This window comes from Collinsella sp. AF36-3AT (assembly GCF_003475205.1).
GTDB lineage: Bacteria > Actinomycetota > Coriobacteriia > Coriobacteriales > Coriobacteriaceae > Collinsella > Collinsella aerofaciens_AF.
In genome coordinates, this window is sequence record NZ_QROZ01000001.1 from 391,316 (window position 1) to 410,367 (window position 19,052).

Here is a 19,052-nt window from a genome sequence, read left to right on the forward strand (position 1 = left end):
CAATGGCCAGAACATCACTTCGGACCATTATTTGCGGCGTACCTGCGGGAACGCTCACGCAAGATGAGAACGGTCTTATCAGCTTTACCTACGATCATGACTATGACGGGCCAGCCCTATCGACCAACATACCCGTATCGAATCGCACATACGGACAACAGGTCATGAATCCGTACCTGTTTGGCCTTCTACCCGACAGCGAGGACCAGCGAAAAGCGATTGCCGCCGAATTCGACGTTAGGCCCAACAATCCCGTTGCGTTGCTCAGCCATATCGGACTCGACTGTCCGGGCGGAGTGCAGTTTTATGCCGAAGAAGATGCCGACGCCGTCCTGCATCGCGCTGGCGATTACCGCCCTATAGACGACCACGAAATTGCTCTCCGCCTCAAGTCGATCAGAGATGACCGCGATGCATCGTGGATGGGTCTAGATGAAAGTTGGTCACTTGGAGGCAACCAGGGCAAGTTCGCGCTCGCGTTCATTAACGGCCGCTGGTGCGAATGCATGGGCTCCTCACCCACGACGCATATTTTCAAAAATGGCGTTAACGGATTTAAACTCGAGGCTCTCAATGAGTTTGTCTGCATGAAAAGCGCCCAGCGAGCCGGTATCGCAACGGCAAACGTCGAATATCGTATGTTTGAGGACGAACCTACCCTCATTGTTGAGCGCTATGACCGCGTGAAAGTCGAAGACGGAACGATCAGGCGCCTACATCAAGAAGACCTCTGTCAGGCACTTGGGGTGATGCCCGCCCAAAAGTACACGGCAGACGGCGGCCCGACCACACGCGACATTCAAGAGCTCCTCGTAACTACGAGCCACCATCAACTTAACCTGCATCTGTTTACGCAGATACTGTTCTTCAACGCCATTATCGGCGCACCGGATGCGCATGCGAAAAACTATTCCCTGCTCCTTGGAAACGACGGCGCAGCCATGATGGCTCGAATGTACGATGTCGCATCGGGCTTGGCGTATGAGAGCATGCGACGTCGGGCACGCCTTGCCATGAGCGTTGGCGGCGAAAATCGTGTGGGGCGCATCGGTCCAGGTGCTATCCGCCGATACCACGGTATGGGCGACCCCGCGCTGGAGACGGCACTCACCGATGCCGGGCTATCCGAGAAGTCTTGCTTTGCGACCATGATGGACCTCGCCTACGAGGTACCCATTTGCATGGAAGAGGTCATGGACGAATACGCCGACCTGCCCGGCATGGCGGACCTGCGCGAGCATATGCTCGGCCCCGTCCGCGAAAACTGCCAGCGAACCCTCGACCTCATCAGGGCGGATATGGGCTAGACGCCAATCAATTTCCCATTTCTTAAAAGAAGAGAGGGGACACCTGTCGCAAAAGACCGGTACCCCCTCTCGTAATGTCATTTGCAATCCGCTAGCACGTGGCTCGGACTGCTGCTAGCGCAACCTTTACGCGGCGAGGCGCTTGAGCACGTCGATGAGCAGCTCGTAGAAGCGCTCGGCAGAAGCGAGCTCCATGCTCTCGTCCGGGGTGTGGACATCGGAGAGCGTCGGGCCCACGGCGATGGCGTCCAGGCCGTGCAGGGCCTCGGCAAACAGGCCGCACTCAAGGCCGGCGTGAATGGACTCGATGCGCAACTCGGAGCCAAAGAGCTCGCGATAGCTCTCGACAAAGACGTCGCGGACCGGCGAATGCTCGGCATAGCTCCAGCCGGGATACTCGAACTCAAACTTGGCATCGAAGCCCAAGACATCGGCCAGCGTCTGCAGGCGGTCCTTGAACTCGTTCTGCAGCGAGGTGATCGAGGAGCGCGGGGACAGCATGATCTTAACCTCGTCGTCAGAGGTGGCAACCACGCCGATGTTGGAGGAAACCTCGACGGAGCCGTCGGTGGCGACGTTGCGGCGGATCACACCATTGGGGGCAAGACGCAGAGCGCGAATGAGGGCAAGTGCGGACTTCTCGTCCATGGCCTCGACCTCGGCGTCGTCGGCAATCTCGACGGTGCAGGTAAAGCCGGGGTCGAAGACCTCAAGCTCGGCAGTGACGTCGGCGATGATGCCTTTGGCGACCTGCGCCGCGGCCTCGGCGGCAGCGTGGTCGGCGTAAACCAGCTCGGCCTTGCACTCACGGTTGATGGCGTTGTCCTTAGTGCCGCCGTTAAAGCTGACGATGGCGGGCTCGCCGGCGACCATCAGGCGGTCGATGATGCGGGCCATGATGAGGTTGCCGTTGCCGCGCTCCAGGTTGATGTCGGAGCCGGAGTGACCGCCCAGCAGGCCGGAGATGTCGAGCGTGAGAGTGCTACCGGTCTTGTGCTCGCGCGCGATCGGGCAGGTGTAGGTAACGACGACGCCGCCGGCGCAGCTGACGGTGGCAACGCCCTCTTCCTCGGAGTCAAGGTTAATCATGGTGCGGGCGCTAATCTGGGACTTGTCGAGCGTCTCGGCGCCGACCAGGCCGGTCTCCTCGTCGGTGGTGAATACGCACTCGAGGGCCGGATGAGCAATCGAATCGTCGTTGAGCACGGTAAGCATCAGAGCGACGGCGATACCGTTGTCGGCGCCCAGGGTGGTGCCGTTAGCGGTGAGGACGCCGTCCTTGACGACCAGGTCGATACCGTCAGTCGTAAAGTCGTGCTCAACGGAGCCCAACTTGTCGCACACCATATCGATGTGGCCCTGCAGCATCACGGTCGGGGCATTCTCGGCACCGGCAGATGCGGGCTTGCGAATGATGACGTTGTAGACCTCGTCCTGATACACGTCGAGGCCGCGCTCCTTGGCAAACGCAACCAGGAAATCGCTGATACCCTTCTCGTTGCCAGACCCGCGGGGGATCGCGCTGACCTCCTCAAAGAAATGGAACAGCTGGGCGGGCTCGTAGCCGGTAATCTTGTAGTCCATGGTGCCTCCTTGGCGCAACTGGTTAGACAGTAAGATATGCGACTTGTATATTCCCAGACTTTGCGTGCATAAACCAGTCGAAAACGCCGAGCGCCCTTGCATCATCGGCTAACGGTGGGGAAACGCCACTTTATTAAGATAAAGCAGGTTAGACGGGCCGCGCCGAACGGACGTTGGACTCTTCAACCAACCTCAACGCCTGTTGAACGTTAATGCATACACCATTGGTATGTTTAATAAGATTCTTGTCCTCCGTCACGACGTAATCGGCATCAATGCGATTGGCGACGCCCAGCATCAGGTCGTCCTCAAAGTCGTTGTGATGATACTTGAACACAAACGAATCAAAGACCTCGTCTGCACCGACCGGCGCGATGAGGGCGAGCTCGCGCATCTGCCGAACGCATGCCCAGGCCGTTTCGTCCGCCGCCGCAATGGCGTTATCGCTCAGTGAGCCAGTCTTTCTTCGGCACTCCTGCTTGATTGCCGCCGAGACAAGATATGAAACGTCTTTGACCGAAAGCGACGAGGCAAACAGGGCAATCCGCTCCGAGGCGTCGGCAATCTCGATCAGATGGACGACATTTGCCGTACGGTCGGACCTGCCAGAAAAATAATCCATCCATACGTTGGTATCGATTAACAGCTTGAGGACGCCTTCTGTGCTCATAGTTCCACCCACTCGGGATAGCGCTCCGCCATGGCCTCCTCATAGAGGTCGTCATAGTCTCCCGAGAACTCAGGGATGGGGATGCCGTATTTGAGGCACGAATCGCGAACGATATGGCTGCCTTGCGCGGCCCTTGACTCCATGCGCTGGGGCTCCACTCCGTCAGAAACCGGAGCCGCCGCGTCTCCCTTCGAGGGCATGCGTCCGTTAACGACCAGATACTCCCAAAGTGTCCGAACAGCTTGTGACGGCGTCATGCCAATATGAGTCAGGACGGCGTCTCCTGCCTCTTTGAGCTGACGATCTATACGCACGTTCATCTGAACTGGCCGCGTGTCGAGCATTGATGTAGGCATATCAGCTCCTTTGCTATACGGTATCTCAATTTTAGTATAGCACGGCAGATTAAAGCGCATTTCAATAGAAATGGGGGCGCTTCCTTATCGGAAACGCCCCCGTTATACAAGATATGTTAATGCCTACAGCGCACCAGAGCCGGCTTGCATCATGCCGCCGGGGCCCGAGGTCACGCCACTGCTCACAGGCGCGGCGTTTCCGGTGTGCGGCGCCGCCGGAGCGGTATCGCCCCCGAGCGTGCCCGCCGGACGCGGTGCCGGGATCTCGCCCGTGCCATGGCTAAAGACAAACTTGCCGTCGGCCACATCGCACAGGACGGTATCGCCCTCGCCCCACTCGCCGGCCAGAAGCTCCTCGGACAGCGGGTCCTCGATGAGCTTTTGAATAGCACGGCGCAGCGGACGCGCACCGTTGGTGAGGTCGGTACCCTCGGCCACGATCTTGTCATAGGCCGCATCGGTAAGCTTGATGTTCATGCCGTTTGCGATCAGGCGCTGGCGCAGATCGTCCACCAGCAGGTGCGCAATCTTGGTCAGGTTCTCGCCCGAAAGCTTCTGGAACACCACGATGTCGTCGATGCGGTTGAGCAGCTCGGGGCGGAACAGGCGCTTGAGCTCACCCATCGCGCGACCGCGGATCTCGCTCGACGTGAGACCCTGCTCGCCGGTGGTGCCAAAGCCAACGCTCGCATCCTGCGCAATCTCGCGGGCGCCCACGTTGGACGTCATGATGATCACAGTATTGCGGAAGTCGACCGTCTTGCCCTGGCTATCGGTCAGACGACCCTCCTCCAGCACCTGCAGCAAGATGTTGAAGATATCGGGGTGCGCCTTCTCGATCTCGTCGAACAGCACGACCGAGTACGGGTGACGACGAACGGCCTTGGTGAGCTGGCCGCCCTCGTCGTGACCGACGTAACCCGGAGGGCTACCGATGAGCTTGGAGACCTCGAACTCGCTACCGAACTCCGACATGTCGAAGCTGATGAGCGCGTCCTTGCTGCCAAAGAGGTACTCGGCAAGCGTCTTGGCGAGCTCGGTCTTGCCTGTGCCGGTGGGACCCAGGAAGATAAAGCTGCCGCCGGGGCGACGCGGGTCCTTGAGGGGTGAGCGGCTGCGGCGCACTGCCTTGGCCACGGCCTCGACGGCTTCGTCCTGGCCGATAATGCGGGTCTTGAGCACGCTTTCGGTCTGCAGCAGGCGACGGCTCTCGCTCTCGGTGAGCGAAGACACCGGTACACCCGAGGTCACGGAGACGATGTCGGCGATCTGGGCGACGTCGATGGTGAGCGGGCTGGCGTCGAGCTCGGCGGTCCAGGCAGCCTTGGCCTCGGCGAGCTCAATCTCGGCGGCCTTCTGCTGCTCGGTGATCTCGGCGGCCTTGTTCATGTCGTCGCTCTCGGTGGCCTCCTGCGCAGCAGCCTTGAGCTCCTCGATGCGATGCTCGGCTTCGCGCACCGGCTCGGGCGCGCGATTCGCGGCAATTCGAGCGCGGGCACCGGCCTCGTCAATGAGGTCGATGGCCTTATCGGGCAGGAAGCGATCCTGGATGTAGCGGTTGGAAAGGTTCGCGGCGGCCTCGATAGCACCCTGCGTATAGAGCACATGGTGGTGCTCCTCGTAGCGCGGCTTGAGCGCGGTCAGGATCTTGACCGTGTCCTCGACGCTCGGCTCCTCGACATCGATGGTCTGGAAGCGACGCTCAAAGGCCGGGTCCTTGGTGAGGTACTTGCGGAATTCCTCGGCCGTGGTGGCGCCGATAATCTGGAAGGCACCGCGCGCGAGCACGGGCTTGAGCATGGAGCTCGCATCGATGGAGCCCTCGGCAGAACCGGCACCGATGATGGTGTGCATCTCGTCGATAAACAGGATGACGTCGTCGGCTTCGGTGGCCTCCTGGATCACGTTCTTGAGGCGCTCCTCAAACTCGCCGCGATACTTGGCACCCGCGACAAGACCCGGCAGGTCAAGCGTCCAGATGTTCTGGTTCATGAGGTTCTCGGGCACGTTGCCGGCTGCAATCTGCTGAGCTAGGCCCTCGACGATGGCCGTCTTGCCCACGCCGGGGTCGCCCAGAATGAGCGGGTTGTTCTTGGTGCGGCGCGAAAGGATCTCCATCATACGCTGGACTTCCTTTTCGCGACCAATTACAGGGTCGAGCTCGCCGTCGCGTGCCTTCTGCGTGAGGTTGGTCGCGAACTGCTTAAGCGTATCGGTGCCACTCCCCTTTTGCTGAGAGGCATCCGAGCCGCTAAAGAACGGCAGGCCCGCACCGGGACGACCAGCACCGGCGCCGGCGAGCGGACGCTTCTTGTCCTGGTCCTTGGCGGTGAGTTTCTCGATAGCCTTTTTGATGGAGGCGGACGACACACCCAAGCGCATGAGGATGTCCATGGCCATGCCGTTGCCCTCTTCGACGATGCCGATCAGCAAGTGCTCGGTCGACACGTAGGTCTGGTTGTTCTCACGCGCCACGCGGAACGAACGCTCCATCACGCTAATGACGAGCGGCGTAAAGGCGAGCTTGGCCGCCTCGGTCTCCTCACTGGGCTCGGGAACCGTGGTCTGGACCTCTTTGAGAGTATCCATGATGTCATCGTAGGAGATGTCGAGCGAACGCAGTGCCTCGGCGGCAATGCCCTCGTCCTCCTTGGCAAGCGCGAGCAGCAGGTGCTCGGTACCCACCTTATTTGAATGAAGATCGAGCGCCTCTTGCTTGGCCATGGACATGACCTTGCGCGCGCGATCGGTAAAACGGTCTAACATGCTAGTTCCTCTTAGACGAGCTAGTTTTTTCAAACGCAAAGCGCCACTCGTGGCGGCGCTTTGGTCTCTTTACCCATATGGAGTATATGTTAACCGTTGGAGCCTTTTCCACGCGCAGCCATACGACAACGTCTACAAAAAAGGAATTGCCAGGTGCCTCTGCATCGGCCCAACGAGCGTGGATTTTCGGACACCCATTCCACGAGCGTGGATAATCTCCCGTTTTGAGCCCGTAAACAGGCCAAAAACGGGAGATTATCCACGTTCATGTTTTGCGGATCAGTTTCATTTGCACCAATTAGCTGGTGTGGCGCCAGCGGGGGTCGGTGAGGGTTCTCGCCACACCCAGGCCAACGGGCAGAAACGCCACAATGAGCACTGCACGCACAAACCAGCCGAGCATATTGACCGTATCGAAGGTGCACATGTAGTACATCGAGCGATACAGATACAAGCCCGGCACCATAATGACAATCGATGGCACCGTGAGGGCGATACGTGGATAGGTGAGCTTGATTTCGGCCAAGCTTGCCAGCAGCCCCGATACCAGCGCGCCGATAAACGCTGCCGCCTCGGGAGGCATTCCCGCGCTGAGGCCCAGGAAGGGAAGCATCGTCGGCGCATCGACGAGCGTAAGACGCAAGGTATTGGACACGGCGCCGATCAGACCAGCTGCCGCGGCCATCTTTACCGGACTGTTGAACATCACCGAGAAGCCGAATACGCCAACGAAGCTCATCACCACGCGCAGGAGCGTAAGGGCAAGCGGCGAAAGGCCGAGCGGGGCAAAATCATCCGGTGCCAGCCCCACACATTCGGCAACCATCCAGCCTACGAGGGTCGCCATCACAATAATCGACACGGCATACGAAAGACGCTCGATGCCGCTTCGCATATCGAGCTTTGCGATGTCGAGGCCTGCCGTAATGAGGGGAAAGCCGGGAATCACAAAGAGCATGGCGCCGATATAGCCTTCTTGATGCGACATTGCCCCCGGAATGACCTGGCCAAGGCCGAGCAATGCCAGCAAATACGAAACGCAAGCGAGCGCAACGCCAATCGTCAGCGCGCTAAACTGGCCAAGACCCTGCTTGAGAATATGGGAGCGAGCAAAGTTGCCAACACCAGCGCCCACAAATGCACAGGCCATCTCGATAGGGCCGCCGCCGAGCAAAAAGACGAAGGCGCCGCAAGCACAGGCCGCCGCAAGGCCCTGTTGCCAGGAAGAGTAATCGGGCTTTGAGCTCTCAACGGTCTTGAGCATCTCGTGATACTCGTGTACCGTGAAGCGACGACCATAGGTCTCGATTTCCTTGAGGAAACTCTCCATCATCCAAATGCGATGGGTATTGACTCCCGTTGTGGGCAGGCTGACAACCTCGTTAAAGCAGTGGCCATCTTCGATGCAGGTGCACTCAAACGACAGAAGACTTAAGTCAACGTGGACGGTGACACCGAGTACGGCGGCGACGCGATTCATGGTATCGCGCACGCGCCAGGCACCTGTTCCGCTTGCCAGCATAAGCATGCCGGTGCGGCAGATGATGGATGATTTATCAGTGAGCGGCGCATCGACGGCAAGCTCATCGCCTGAAGTCACGATCTGGCGCCAGTCAGTTTTCATATGGAGCGCGCCGGCACGGACACCGTGGTGCATGGGGGCTCTCGAAAGCAACGAGTCAAGGCGCGAAGGCTGTGGGGGCTCCACTGATTCACCCTCAACCTCATCAGCCTCTTCATCGACCAGATCAAAGGAATCAAGCGGCGCTGGCTCGCGACGGTCGATCAGCTCCTCGTCCTCATCATCAAAGTAATTGAACTGATCGAGCATGTCCTTTTCGATTGCGCGCTCGCTCGCATCGTCCATCCCGGTGCTCCCTTCCTATCGACTAACCCCCATCCTAGGCAGCGACAGCTAAAGGAAACATAAAAGAGACGACTGTCATGCATGGAAGGCGCGACATAGCCAACGAGCCGATAAACCCTCGGCGAGACGAGAGTGGATAATCTCCCGTTTTGAGCCCGCATACGAGCCAAAAGTGGGAGATTATCCACTCTCATTCTTCGAGCACTCATTTAAGTACGTCCCCAATGAGTACCCCCAATGACTATTCCCCAATGACTATTCCAATCGCTTGACAAGGAGTGTCCCCAAGTGCCGGCAGAAAAGGAACGTCCCTAAGTGCCAACCAGGGCAACACCGCAGATAGAGGACGGACAGCGAGCGACGTCCAGAGCGAACAAGTTGGCATGAAAAAGGCAAGGCATAGACCTTCTGGTCATGCCTTGCCTTTTGAATGACAAATTGTCGCTCTGGGCGGCGCGCAGCGTCGAGCGGTTACGGCGTTTGGTAAAACGCCGTAACCCCCTAGTACATCTTTGCGCCGGCGGGGATGGAAGCGTCGAGCTGGATCAGATTGAGACGCTCCTCGCCCTCCTCCTCGTGGATAGCGCTGATGAGCATGCCGCAGCTGGGAATGCCCATCATCTTGCGCGGAGGCAGGTTGGTGATGGCGAGCAAGGTCTTGCCGACCAGGTCCTCGGGCTCATAATAACCGTGAATGCCGGAGAGGATGGTACGGTCGGTGCCGGTGCCGTCGTCGAGCGTAAAGTTCAGCAGCTTCTTGGACTTCTTGACGGCCTCGCACGCCTTGACCTTCACAGCGCGGAAATCGCTCTTGGAGAAGGTATCAAAGTCGACGAACTCCTCAAACAGCGGCTCGACGGCGATCTTGGAGTAATCAACCGTGGGCTTGAGCGGCTTGACGAAGGGGCTCGCGGTGTTGCCGGCCTCGGCAGCCTTGGCGGCAGCGGCACCGGACTGGAAACCCTTCTCGGGCTTCATGTGCGGGAACAGCAGCACGTCGCGGATGGAAGCCTGGTTGGTGAGCAGCATGACCACGCGATCGATACCGATGCCGATGCCGCCCGCAGGAGGCATACCGTACTCGAGGGCGCGCACGTAATCCTCGTCGTACTCCATGGCCTCGTCGTCGCCGCCAGCCTTCTCGGCCATCTGGGCGGCAAAGCGCTCGGCCTGGTCGACCGGGTCGTTGAGCTCGGAGAACGCGTTGGCGTACTCGTGACCGGCGATAACCAGCTCAAAGCGGTGCGTCAGGCGCGGGTCGTCCTCAAAGCGCTTGGCAAGCGGGCTGACCTCGATGGGGTAATCGCACACGAACGTGGGGTTGACGATGGTGTCCTCGCCCAGCTCATCGTAGATCTCGGCGATAATCTTGCCGGCGGTCCACTCGGGCTTAATCTCCAGGCCCTTCTCGCGCGCGGCAGCAGCAAGCTCCTCGACCGGCGTATCGATGGTGACCTGTTTGCCGAGCACGTCGGAGACGATGTCGGTCATGGGACGGCTGGCCCACTCACCAGAAAGGTCGATGGTCTGGCCCTGGTACTCGATGACCTCGGGGTTGCCGATGGCCTTGTTAGCCGCCTTAATGACACCCTGGGCGAGCGCCTTCATGCCCTCGAGGTCGGAGAAGGCACGATAGGCCTCCATCGTGGTGAACTCGGGGTTGTGGGTAAGGTCCATGCCCTCGTTACGGAAGATACGGCCGATCTCGAACACGCGCTCAAAACCGCCGACGATGCAGCGCTTGAGGTGCAGCTCGGTAGCAATGCGCAGGTAGCACTCCTGATCGAGCGCGTTGAAGTGCGTGATGAACGGCTTGGCAGTAGCGCCGCCCTGGATGGTCTGCAGGATGGGGGTCTCGACCTCCATGTAGCCGTCGGACTCCATAAAGCGACGGAAGGTGGAGAGAATCTGCGAACGCTTACGGAACGTCTCGCGAACGTCGTCGTTGGCGATCAGGTCAACATAGCGCTGGCGATAGCGGGTCTCCTTGTCGGAAAGACCGTGGAACTTCTCGGGCAGCGGACGAACGGCCTTGGCAAGCAGGGTCGCGCTCTTAGGGGCAACGGAAAGCTGGCCGCGCTGGGTGCGCACAACCACGCCGGTCACGCCCAGGATGTCGCCCAGGTCGAGGGACTTGAGCGTATTCCAGGCAGCCTCGTCCATGTCGTTGATGCGGCAGAACAGCTGAATCTCGGCAGTCGCATCGCGTACGACGATGAACATGATCTTGCCCTGACCGCGCTTGGCGACCACACGGCCGCCGATCTTCACGACGTCCTCGGTGTCCTCGCCATCGGCAAGCTCGGCGTACTTAGCCTCGATATCGGCAACGTAGTCCTCAAGCTCAGAGTGCTCGGGATAGGGGTTCTGGCCCGCCTCGAACAGGGCGGCGCGCTTGGCCAGGCGGGTGGCGCGCTCGTCGTTGAGCGTCGATGCCTGATCTGCGGCGTTCTGGTTCTCTGCCATAAGTTAGCTCCTCAAACTAAAACGCTCCCCAGGATTCGGTCCCAGGGAGCGAAAACATACCTTTACGCGGGACCGTGGTCTAGCGTGCAATCTTGGCGATGGTGTAGACGCGAGTCTTGCCGGAAGGCGTAACGACCTCGACGGAGTCGCCCTCGCCGTGACCGATGATGGCGTGGCCGACCGGAGACTCGTTGGAAATCTTGTGCTCGAGCGAGTTGGTCTCGGTGGTACCGACGAGCGTGACTTCCATGACCTCACCGTTGGGATCAATCAGAGAAACGGTGGAACCGATGGAGACGGTCAGATCACCTGTGGTGGCAGCAACCTGAGCGTTGGCAAGGATGGCCTGGATCTCGGCAATACGAGCGGCGTTCTGGGCCTGCTTGTCCTTAGCGGCGTCGTACTCGGAGTTCTCCGAAAGGTCGCCGAACGCGCGGGCTTCCTTGATGTCCTCGACGATCTCCTTGGCGTAATCGCCCTCACGCCAAGCGAGCTCCTCGACGAGCTTCTGGCGGCCCTCAGCGGTCAGTACGATCTGGCTTGCGTCCATACGGATATCTCCCCAACTCTGATCAAACAATCAACTGTCAACAAAACGAAAAAGACCGGCTAGCCTGCGGGCAAGCCGGTCAGGTGCTCACCCCAAAGGGATGGGACTACTCTGCGTCCGCGTCGCTGTCCTCTGCCTGCTTCTTCTTGGCAGCAGCGAGCTTGGCCTCGAGCTCAGCGATCTCCTTGTCCTCCTCGGACTGCTCGACCACGACCTCCTCGGCCTGCTTGGTCTCGGCCTTATCGTCGCCCTCCATACCCTCGCGGATATTCTTGACGGTAGAGCCGAGGGACTTGCCGAGCTTCGGCAGGTTCTTGGGCCCGAAGATAATCAGGACAACGACGAGAATAATGATGAGCTCAGGAGCCCTCAGTCCAAACATGTAGACCTCCACAATACAGCGAGACAAGCTCGAATGAGTATACCGCGGGTATCGCGGTATCACAACAATAGCTAAAAAAAGGGACCGCAAGAAGCGGTCCCTCCTCATGCTCTGGTCGGGTTGACTGGATTTGAACCAGCGACCCCTGCGTCCCGAACGCAGTGCTCTACCAAACTGAGCCACAACCCGTTAGCTCGACTATAGTAACAAAGATTTTCGCCGCGTGCTAGAGAAATTTTTATTTCTTTGGCGCGTCGATTTGAACCGTGTTGGGAATAAGCTCAGTCGCGCAGGCCCACCAGCCATTTTGCTGGGCAGCGTCAGCAAGCCTTTCGGCCGTGGCGGCGGTGTCGCAAATGGCAAACGAGCAGGCGCCCGATCCGCACACATCTACAGCAACGGTGCCGTCCTGTTTACGCAGCCAATCGAGAACCGTTTGTATCTGCGGCTCCATCTGTGCGGAAATGACACCCAGGTTGTTATGGATGAGCGCATATGCCGTCTCGGCATCACCAGCACGCAAGGCAGAAGCTATCGCGCCGGGCTTGTCTGCAGGCACCGGGGCCTCGTCAAAGCGCCGATACGCTTCAACCGTTGAAACGCTCGCCTCGCGCGGTTTGACCAATACGACGGGTGTCGCCGGAAGCGCAGGATACTCAGTGGCCAGTACGTCTCCCCCGCCCACGTAGAATGCGGGACTCGCGTGCAGAAAGAACGGCACGTCGGCGCCAATGCCGCGGGCGATGTCATCGAGCGCGGGGTCAGTGCGATCGATGCCCCAGAGCTCCGCCAAGGCGACAATGACCGCGGCCGCATCCGTCGAGGGGCCGCCCAGGCCGGCGCATAGCGGAATGCGCTTTTCGATCGTAACGCATACGTTGGCGTCGCGACCATAATGCTCGGCCATAGCAACCGCAGCCCGATACGCCGTATTCTTTTGCATGGGAAAATCTGATGCCGGAACCGTCTGGACGGTCAGCGCCGACGCAGGCGCGACCGTCACGGTATCGGCAAGACCGACGGCTGCCATCAGGGAATCAACCTTATGGTAGCCGCGGGCGTCGCGCTCGGTATGAACCCCCAGATAGAGGTTGATCTTTGCCGGCGCGGAAAGGGTCAGGGACCAATCGGTCACCGCTAGTGCTCCTCGAGCTGATTGCCGAGCGGGGTAAAAATGTGCTCGCCGCTCTCGGGGTCGAACAGCTCGACCTGCCCGGTGAGGACATCGATATACTGGTAGGACTGGCGCGACTTGCGGCCGCGGCGCTCGTCAACCTCGACGATAAAGACAGCGGGGTGGACGCTCTTGATGGTGCCCATGCGCTCGACGACGCGGGTGCGGCCCATGTTGGCCTTCACCTTGACGCGATCGCCCACCATATCGGTCAGCTTCTCGTGGATGTCGTCGACGTGATTGACTTCCATCTCTTCCATGAACAGGGCCTCCAGAAGGTGCAATTCAAAAAGGGGATAATACCCCTAAGATAGACAAAACTCTAATACTATAGCACCCTGTTGCGACCACGCGCAAGTAGCTAATTTGGCTACTTACAGATTGTCGGTATCGAGGACGATGGTGAATGGGCCGTCGTTGACCAAGTCGACTTTCATATCGGCGCCAAAGATGCCGTGCGCCACGTGTTCGACATCTTGGCGAACGAGCGTCAGGAAGTACTCGTAGAGCTCGTTGGCGACATCGGGGGCGCCGGCATCCGTAAACGATGGGCGGCGGCCGTGACGGCAATCGGCGAACAGCGTGAACTGCGACACCACGAGAACCTCGCCGTCGACATCGGCAAGTGCCAGGTTGGTCTTGCCGTTCTCGTCCTCGTTAATGCGCAAGCCCCGGAGCTTGCCCCACAGCTTATCGGCCTCGGCGCGCGTATCGCCGTGGCCCACGCCCAGCAGCACCAGGTAGCCACGTCCAATACGGCCCACGCACTCGCCGTCGACTGTCACGCCGGCGTTGAGCACGCGCTGCACTACCGCACGCACGACTACTCCTCGCCCGTCAGTTTGGCGGATAGGTGCTCGAGCGCATGGAATCGATGACTGATGGCGTTCTTCTCGTCCGCCGTCAGCTCGGCCATGGTCTTGCCCGGCGTGTCGACCGGCAGGAACAGCGGGTCGTAGCCAAAGCCGTGATCGCCGCGGCCCTCGTGCGCGATAACGCCCTCGCAGGCGCCCTCGCCATAGGTGACCAAACCGTCCGTGTCGATGAGCGCGACGACGCTCATAAAGCGCGCAGTGCGGTCCTCGTCGGCCACGCCTTCCAGGTTAACGAGAAGCTTGGCGTTGTTGGCGGCATCGTCTCCGTGCACGCCCGCATAGCGCGCGCTATACACGCCCGGCTCGCCGTCAAGCGCGTCGACGACCAAGCCAGAATCGTCGGCGATGGCCATGAGCCCCGTCTCTTCGACGGCAGCCTGCGCCTTGATGATGGCGTTCTCCAAAAACGTCGTGCCGTTTTCCTCGGGGTCCTCAAAATCGCCCAGCTGGCCGAGCGCCACAAAGCGAACCTCGGGCATGACCTTGCCTAAAATGGCCTCGATCTCGGTGAGCTTATGGGCGTTGCCCGTTGCCACGACAATGGTCGCCGCCGGGTCGAGGGTGTCGATGTCGATCTTCTCAAGTGCCATGAGTGGTCTCCTTGTCTCTATAGCAATGCCGCGCCGAGGGCGACGAGGGCCTCCGCCTCTCCCCTCTCAATCAACGGCAGTCTTATACTTCGACGTTTTCCCAGATAAAACCTGCCAAAATAAACCTGTCCCTTTTTGGCAGGTTAGGCGATGGCTTGGCGCTGAAGCTCGATGAGCTCGGCGATGCCTTTGTCGCCCAAGTCGAGCAGGGCGTTGAGGCGCTTACGGTCAAAGGGCGCCTGCTCGCCAGTGCCCTGGAGCTCGATCATCTCACCGGTGTCGGTGGCGACGAGGTTCATGTCGACTTCGGCATGGCTGTCCTCGGAATAATCGAGGTCAAGCAGCGTATTGCCGTCGACAACGCCCATGGAGATTGCAGCCACCTGGCCGGTAAGCGGGATGCGCTCGATCTTGCCCGCCTCGACCCACATGGCGAGGGCGTCGTGCAGCGCCACCCAGGCGCCGGTGATGCTCGCTGTACGCGTGCCGCCATCGGCCTGAATCACATCGCAGTCGACGGTGACGGTGTACTCGCCGAGCGCCTTCATGTTGACGACGGTACGCAGGCTGCGGCCAATGAGGCGCTCGATCTCCATGGAGCGGCCCTTGCGGTTGGCGTGCTCGCGCTTGCAGCGCTTGCCGGTCGACGCCGGCAGCATGGCGTATTCCGCGGTCACCCAGCCGGCCTTAGCTCCCTTTCGCCAGCCCGGCACGCCCTCCTCGATTGTGGCGGCGCACAACACGCGCGTGTCACCGAACTCGGCAAAACACGAGCCGTGGGCGTGCTTCATGACGCCACGGGCGAGCTTAACGGGGCGCAACTCGTTGGCGGCGCGACCGTTGGCGCGGTTGACCTGCATGTACTCCATAGAAAAATCCTTTCGGCAAAAGGTGTGGCGAAGGCTCTGACGGCGGCCTTACATCTATTTCAGCTCATCGATATCGATATGCTCAATGCTCTTGAGCGGCTGACCAAAGATAAAGCTGCCCGCCACCGCAAACTCGGCAATGTTATCGGCCGTCGTGGCAAAACGATGCTGCGGCTCGGCGGCGACGCCCGCCAGCTGCTCGCGGCGCGTGAGGATATCGGTCAGCTCGCGCGTGGTCTCCTCGGCGGAACTCACGACGCGTACCCCAGGCCCCAGCGCATGGCGGATAGGTCCCACCAACAGCGGAAAATGCGTACAGCCGAGCACCACGGTATCGATACCGTGGTCGCGCAGCGGCTCAACCGTGGCACCCACCAGCGCACGCACGGCAGGCGTATCGAAGATGTCCTCGTTCTCAAGCCACTGCTCTTGCAGATGCGCACCCGAGGCGAGCTCGTGTTCGACAACCTCGACAAAGCTCGAGGCGGGGCAGCCGTATACGTCGACGCCGGCATCTAGATCCTGAATGGCGCGCGTGTAAGCGCCCGAGCGAATGGTGAGGTTGGTGGCGAGCACGCCCACGCGACGCGAACGGGTGCTGTTGATTGCCGCACGGGCACCCGGCGCGATCACGCCGATCACGGGAACGTCGAGCACCTGCTGGGCCAGACGTAAGGCCGCAGCTGTCGCCGTGTTGCAGGCGATGACCATAATCTTGACGTCGTGCTTCGACAGCCAACGGCCCGCCTGCAACGCAAACGAGCGCACCTCATCCTCAGTGCGCGTGCCGTAGGGGCAGCGTTTGGTGTCGCCGAAGTAGTAGACGGACTCGTGCGGCAGCGCCGTCGCGATGGCGCGCGCAACCGTCAGACCGCCCAGGCCAGAATCGAACACACCGATCGGGCGCGTGTCGCCTGCCGGATTCTCGATATCGGACATTACCTCACCAGTCTCTCTCGAAAAGACATATCCAAGTGCGGCGACGCCGCGCTACGAACGCGCCGCGACCAGCAGCTCTGCCGTCGCCGCCCAACCGTCGACAATTTTGCCGCGCGTAACGAAAGCGTTCTCGCAAGCAGCCAGGAACTCGGGCGCGCCGGCGCTGGTCAAACCGTTCTCGACCAGGCAGAACGTGCCCACGTGGTCAGCCATGTAGAAGTCAGACTCGGAATCGCCGAGTGCCAGCGTCTCCTCGCGCTCGATACCCAGGTGCTCGCAGAAACGTGCGATGGCAACGCCCTTGTTGAGGCCGGAGGGATTGATGTTAAACGCGCGGCCATCCTCGACGCGTTCGAGCTCGAGCGTCGTCGGCTTGGACAGATGCGTCAGGTGACCGTTACAGGCCCAGACCAGGCCGCAGCCGGCCTCGTCCAGGATGGCCTGGACCTCGTCGTCGGGCACATCGCCGCGCATGCCGACGGTGACCTCGCGGTACTTGTAGCCAGTCGACATGTCATTGTGGTACTCGATCTTATGCGGCCAGCGGGCGAGAATCTTCTCGCACACGCCGGTCTGCTCGATCACCTGATGCGGCGTGAGGCCGCAGGCGGGGTCGTAGGGCATATCGCCGGTCAGATACTCCCAATCGTTGGCCTTGAGATCATACATGACCAGGCCGCCCATCTCACCGATGTAGGAGTTGAGGCCGAGCACGCGCGCATCCTCGTGGATCATGGTGCGGTTGCGGCCCGAGGTGGGGACCACCTGGATGCCGGCGCGGGCAAGTGCCACGACAGCCTCGACGAGCTTGGTCGAGGGATTGCCGTCGTTGTCGCGCAGCACGCACGAGCCGGGCGCGAGCATGGTGGCGTCCAGGTCGGTAAAGACGTACTTAACCTTGGCAAGGCGCTCGCGCATCTCGCCCGAAAGCTCAGCGACGGTCGGCAGGGTATTGTGGGACATGGTCACTCCATTACGTAGAAGGGGCTTCTGGTCTTAGGCGGCGCGCCTCGCTTGAGGGGGAACGCGCTTGCAACGGCAGCGCGCTCAGGGCGCCGCCGCCATCATGGTTCATTAGTCAAACTGGGTAACATCGATCAGGCGATTGGCCAACGAAAGATCGCTCTCGATGGGCACGAACTCGTCGCCCACGTGCATGAGTTCCTCGTCACCCTTTGCCAGCAGCAAGACAATGGTGGGGGCATCGGGGTTAACGTACTCCTCGCGCGCCGCCTTGAACGCCGCATGCACAGCGGCTTCGCGATCGAGGATGATCCTGTTCGGCGTATCGTCGGGAACATGTTCGGCAAGCTCGCGACAGACCTTCATCGGGTCCTCGTGAGCCGGGTCCTCGTTGGCAAAGATCATCAGGTCGGAATATGGTGCGGCCTCGCGCGGCAATTGCTCGCGGCGCTCCTGGGCCTTGCCGCCGGCGGCGCCAAACAGCGCAATGACGGGGCTGGCAGGAAACGCACGTTTGACCGACGAGAACAGCGAACGGAATGAAAGCTGGTTGTGCGCGTAGTCCACAACGCAAATCACGCGGCCATCCTTCGACTCCACGACCTCCATGCGACCCGGCACACGCAGCTTGGAGAGGCCCTTCTTGATGACATCGATACCGATGCCAATCTCGCGCGCGGCGGCGATAGCGACCAGCGCGTTCTCCACGTTAAAGTCTCCCGCGATACCCAGCAGGACCTTCTCCCCCGCCTCGGGCTCGTCGGCGCTCATGCCGTGCAGGTTAAACTCGATGTTAAAGCCAACCATGCGGACGTCGCTCGCCCACAGGCTTGCCTCGGGATGCTCGACGCCAACGGTCACCAAGCGCTCGGCCGTCGACGCTGCCTCCAGCACACGGTCGACCTCTTCGGTGCCCAGATTCACCACGGCGGTCTTTGCCTGGTCAAAGATCCTGAGTTTGCTCTCAAAATAATCCTCAAACGTAGGGTGTTCGATCGGCGAGATATGGTCGCGGCCGATGTTGAGGAAGCACGCCACGTCAAACGGCAGATTCTCGACGCGCTGGTACTTGAGCGCCTGGCTCGAGACCTCCATGACCATGGACTGGCGACCGGAAGTGCGGCAGTTGGCGATATGGCGCCAGACCTCGGGGGCCTCGGGCGTAGTATTGGTGCTCTCATAGCACTCGATGCCATCGTCGGTACTCACCGAGCCGATCATGCCGCAGGACTCGCCCGCCGCTTTGATGATGGACTGGAGCATAAAAGCGGCCGTGGTCTTTCCCTTGGTACCGGTGATACCCACGATCTTGACGTCGTGGTCGGGACGGTCGTAGACCTCCGGCGGCAACAGGGCCATGGCCGTGCGAACGCTATCAACAACCAGCATCGCAGCACCGCTCTCCTGCGCCAGCGGCTCCAGAGACTCGACCAGCGACTCCTCGCACACAAATGCGACAGCGCCCGCATCGAGCGCCATGCTCAAAAACGCGGGCTTAAAGGCAGCGCCTTTGCAAAAGAACACGTCACCTGCCGAGACCGCGCGCGAATCAAACGAGCAGCCGGTCACCGCGCGCTCGTCAACCTGCTCCGATGCGCGCAGCTCGCCGCACGCATCGAGTAGCTTGGCGAGCGTATCGACCGTGGTCACGGTTGCGGAATCCGAATGGTGCATCTTTCACCTTTCTCAGCCAT

17 protein-coding genes and 1 tRNA gene are annotated in these 19,052 nt (G+C 60.4%); 1 reads left to right on the plus strand and 17 read right to left on the minus strand.

Annotated elements, in window-relative coordinates:
* The first annotated feature begins 2 nt into the window (after nt 1–2).
* Entirely contained in the window at nt 3–1,307 is a 1,305-nt protein-coding gene (locus DW003_RS01730) for a type II toxin-antitoxin system HipA family toxin (protein WP_118387179.1), read from the plus strand.
* A 126-nt stretch (nt 1,308–1,433) separates the two neighbouring features.
* Here DW003_RS01730 and DW003_RS01735 read toward each other — a convergent pair whose 3' ends face one another.
* From DW003_RS01735 to DW003_RS01815, 17 genes are all read right to left on the minus strand, one after another.
* Nucleotides 1,434–2,891 carry an aminoacyl-histidine dipeptidase gene (locus DW003_RS01735; RefSeq protein WP_118387181.1) on the minus strand — a complete coding sequence of 486 codons (1,458 nt, stop codon included), beginning with the start codon at nt 2,889–2,891 and terminating at the stop codon, nt 1,434–1,436.
* A gap of 148 nt (nt 2,892–3,039) precedes the next feature.
* A complete protein-coding gene (locus DW003_RS01740; protein ID WP_118387183.1) occupies nt 3,040–3,561 on the minus strand; it encodes a PIN domain-containing protein in 522 nt (173 codons plus the stop codon).
* A complete protein-coding gene (locus tag DW003_RS01745) occupies nt 3,558–3,917 on the minus strand; it encodes a type II toxin-antitoxin system RelB/DinJ family antitoxin (RefSeq protein ID WP_199665649.1) in 360 nt (119 codons plus the stop codon). Before DW003_RS01745 ends, DW003_RS01740 begins: the two co-directional genes overlap by 4 nt.
* Before the next feature lie 123 nt (nt 3,918–4,040).
* Nucleotides 4,041–6,683, minus strand: a complete 2,643-nt coding sequence (locus tag DW003_RS01750) for an ATP-dependent Clp protease ATP-binding subunit (protein ID WP_118387185.1) — start codon at nt 6,681–6,683, stop codon at nt 4,041–4,043.
* A 298-nt stretch (nt 6,684–6,981) separates the two neighbouring features.
* Complete coding sequence (locus DW003_RS01755; RefSeq protein ID WP_199665650.1) at nt 6,982–8,550, minus strand: threonine/serine exporter ThrE family protein; 1,569 nt, start codon at nt 8,548–8,550, stop codon at nt 6,982–6,984.
* Nucleotides 8,551–9,051: 501 nt separating this feature from the next.
* Nucleotides 9,052–11,016, minus strand: coding sequence for a lysine--tRNA ligase (lysS, locus tag DW003_RS01760; protein WP_117635963.1), 1,965 nt, complete (start codon nt 11,014–11,016; stop codon nt 9,052–9,054).
* 79 nt (nt 11,017–11,095) lie between these two features.
* The gene (gene greA, locus DW003_RS01765) at nt 11,096–11,566 is read right to left on the minus strand and encodes a transcription elongation factor GreA (RefSeq protein ID WP_006234960.1); all 471 of its coding nucleotides are present in this window, start codon (nt 11,564–11,566) and stop codon (nt 11,096–11,098) included.
* A gap of 106 nt (nt 11,567–11,672) precedes the next feature.
* Nucleotides 11,673–11,948: a twin-arginine translocase TatA/TatE family subunit gene (gene tatA / locus DW003_RS01770; protein WP_022094895.1), complete on the minus strand. Its 276-nt coding sequence runs from the start codon at nt 11,946–11,948 to the stop codon at nt 11,673–11,675.
* 112 nt (nt 11,949–12,060) lie between these two features.
* Nucleotides 12,061–12,137 (minus strand) — tRNA-Pro (locus DW003_RS01775).
* Nucleotides 12,138–12,186: 49 nt separating this feature from the next.
* The gene (ispE, locus tag DW003_RS01780) at nt 12,187–13,083 is read right to left on the minus strand and encodes a 4-(cytidine 5'-diphospho)-2-C-methyl-D-erythritol kinase (protein ID WP_222847408.1); all 897 of its coding nucleotides are present in this window, start codon (nt 13,081–13,083) and stop codon (nt 12,187–12,189) included.
* A 2-nt stretch (nt 13,084–13,085) separates the two neighbouring features.
* The gene (locus DW003_RS01785; RefSeq protein WP_006234957.1) at nt 13,086–13,382 is read right to left on the minus strand and encodes a Veg family protein; all 297 of its coding nucleotides are present in this window, start codon (nt 13,380–13,382) and stop codon (nt 13,086–13,088) included.
* Nucleotides 13,383–13,496: 114 nt separating this feature from the next.
* On the minus strand, nt 13,497–13,943 hold the full coding sequence (gene dtd, locus DW003_RS01790; protein WP_055286755.1) for a D-aminoacyl-tRNA deacylase: 447 nt from the start codon (nt 13,941–13,943) through the stop codon (nt 13,497–13,499).
* 2 nt (nt 13,944–13,945) lie between these two features.
* Complete coding sequence (gene rdgB / locus DW003_RS01795; protein WP_022094898.1) at nt 13,946–14,587, minus strand: RdgB/HAM1 family non-canonical purine NTP pyrophosphatase; 642 nt, start codon at nt 14,585–14,587, stop codon at nt 13,946–13,948.
* Between the two features lie 143 nt (nt 14,588–14,730).
* The gene (gene rph, locus DW003_RS01800) at nt 14,731–15,456 is read right to left on the minus strand and encodes a ribonuclease PH (protein WP_118387187.1); all 726 of its coding nucleotides are present in this window, start codon (nt 15,454–15,456) and stop codon (nt 14,731–14,733) included.
* Between the two features lie 54 nt (nt 15,457–15,510).
* Complete coding sequence (gene murI / locus DW003_RS01805; RefSeq protein WP_117637589.1) at nt 15,511–16,395, minus strand: glutamate racemase; 885 nt, start codon at nt 16,393–16,395, stop codon at nt 15,511–15,513.
* A 51-nt stretch (nt 16,396–16,446) separates the two neighbouring features.
* A complete protein-coding gene (locus DW003_RS01810) occupies nt 16,447–17,358 on the minus strand; it encodes an HAD family hydrolase (RefSeq protein WP_117637588.1) in 912 nt (303 codons plus the stop codon).
* A 111-nt stretch (nt 17,359–17,469) separates the two neighbouring features.
* Entirely contained in the window at nt 17,470–19,032 is a 1,563-nt protein-coding gene (locus DW003_RS01815; protein ID WP_118387189.1) for a Mur ligase family protein, read from the minus strand.
* Between the last annotated feature and the right edge of the window lie 20 nt (nt 19,033–19,052).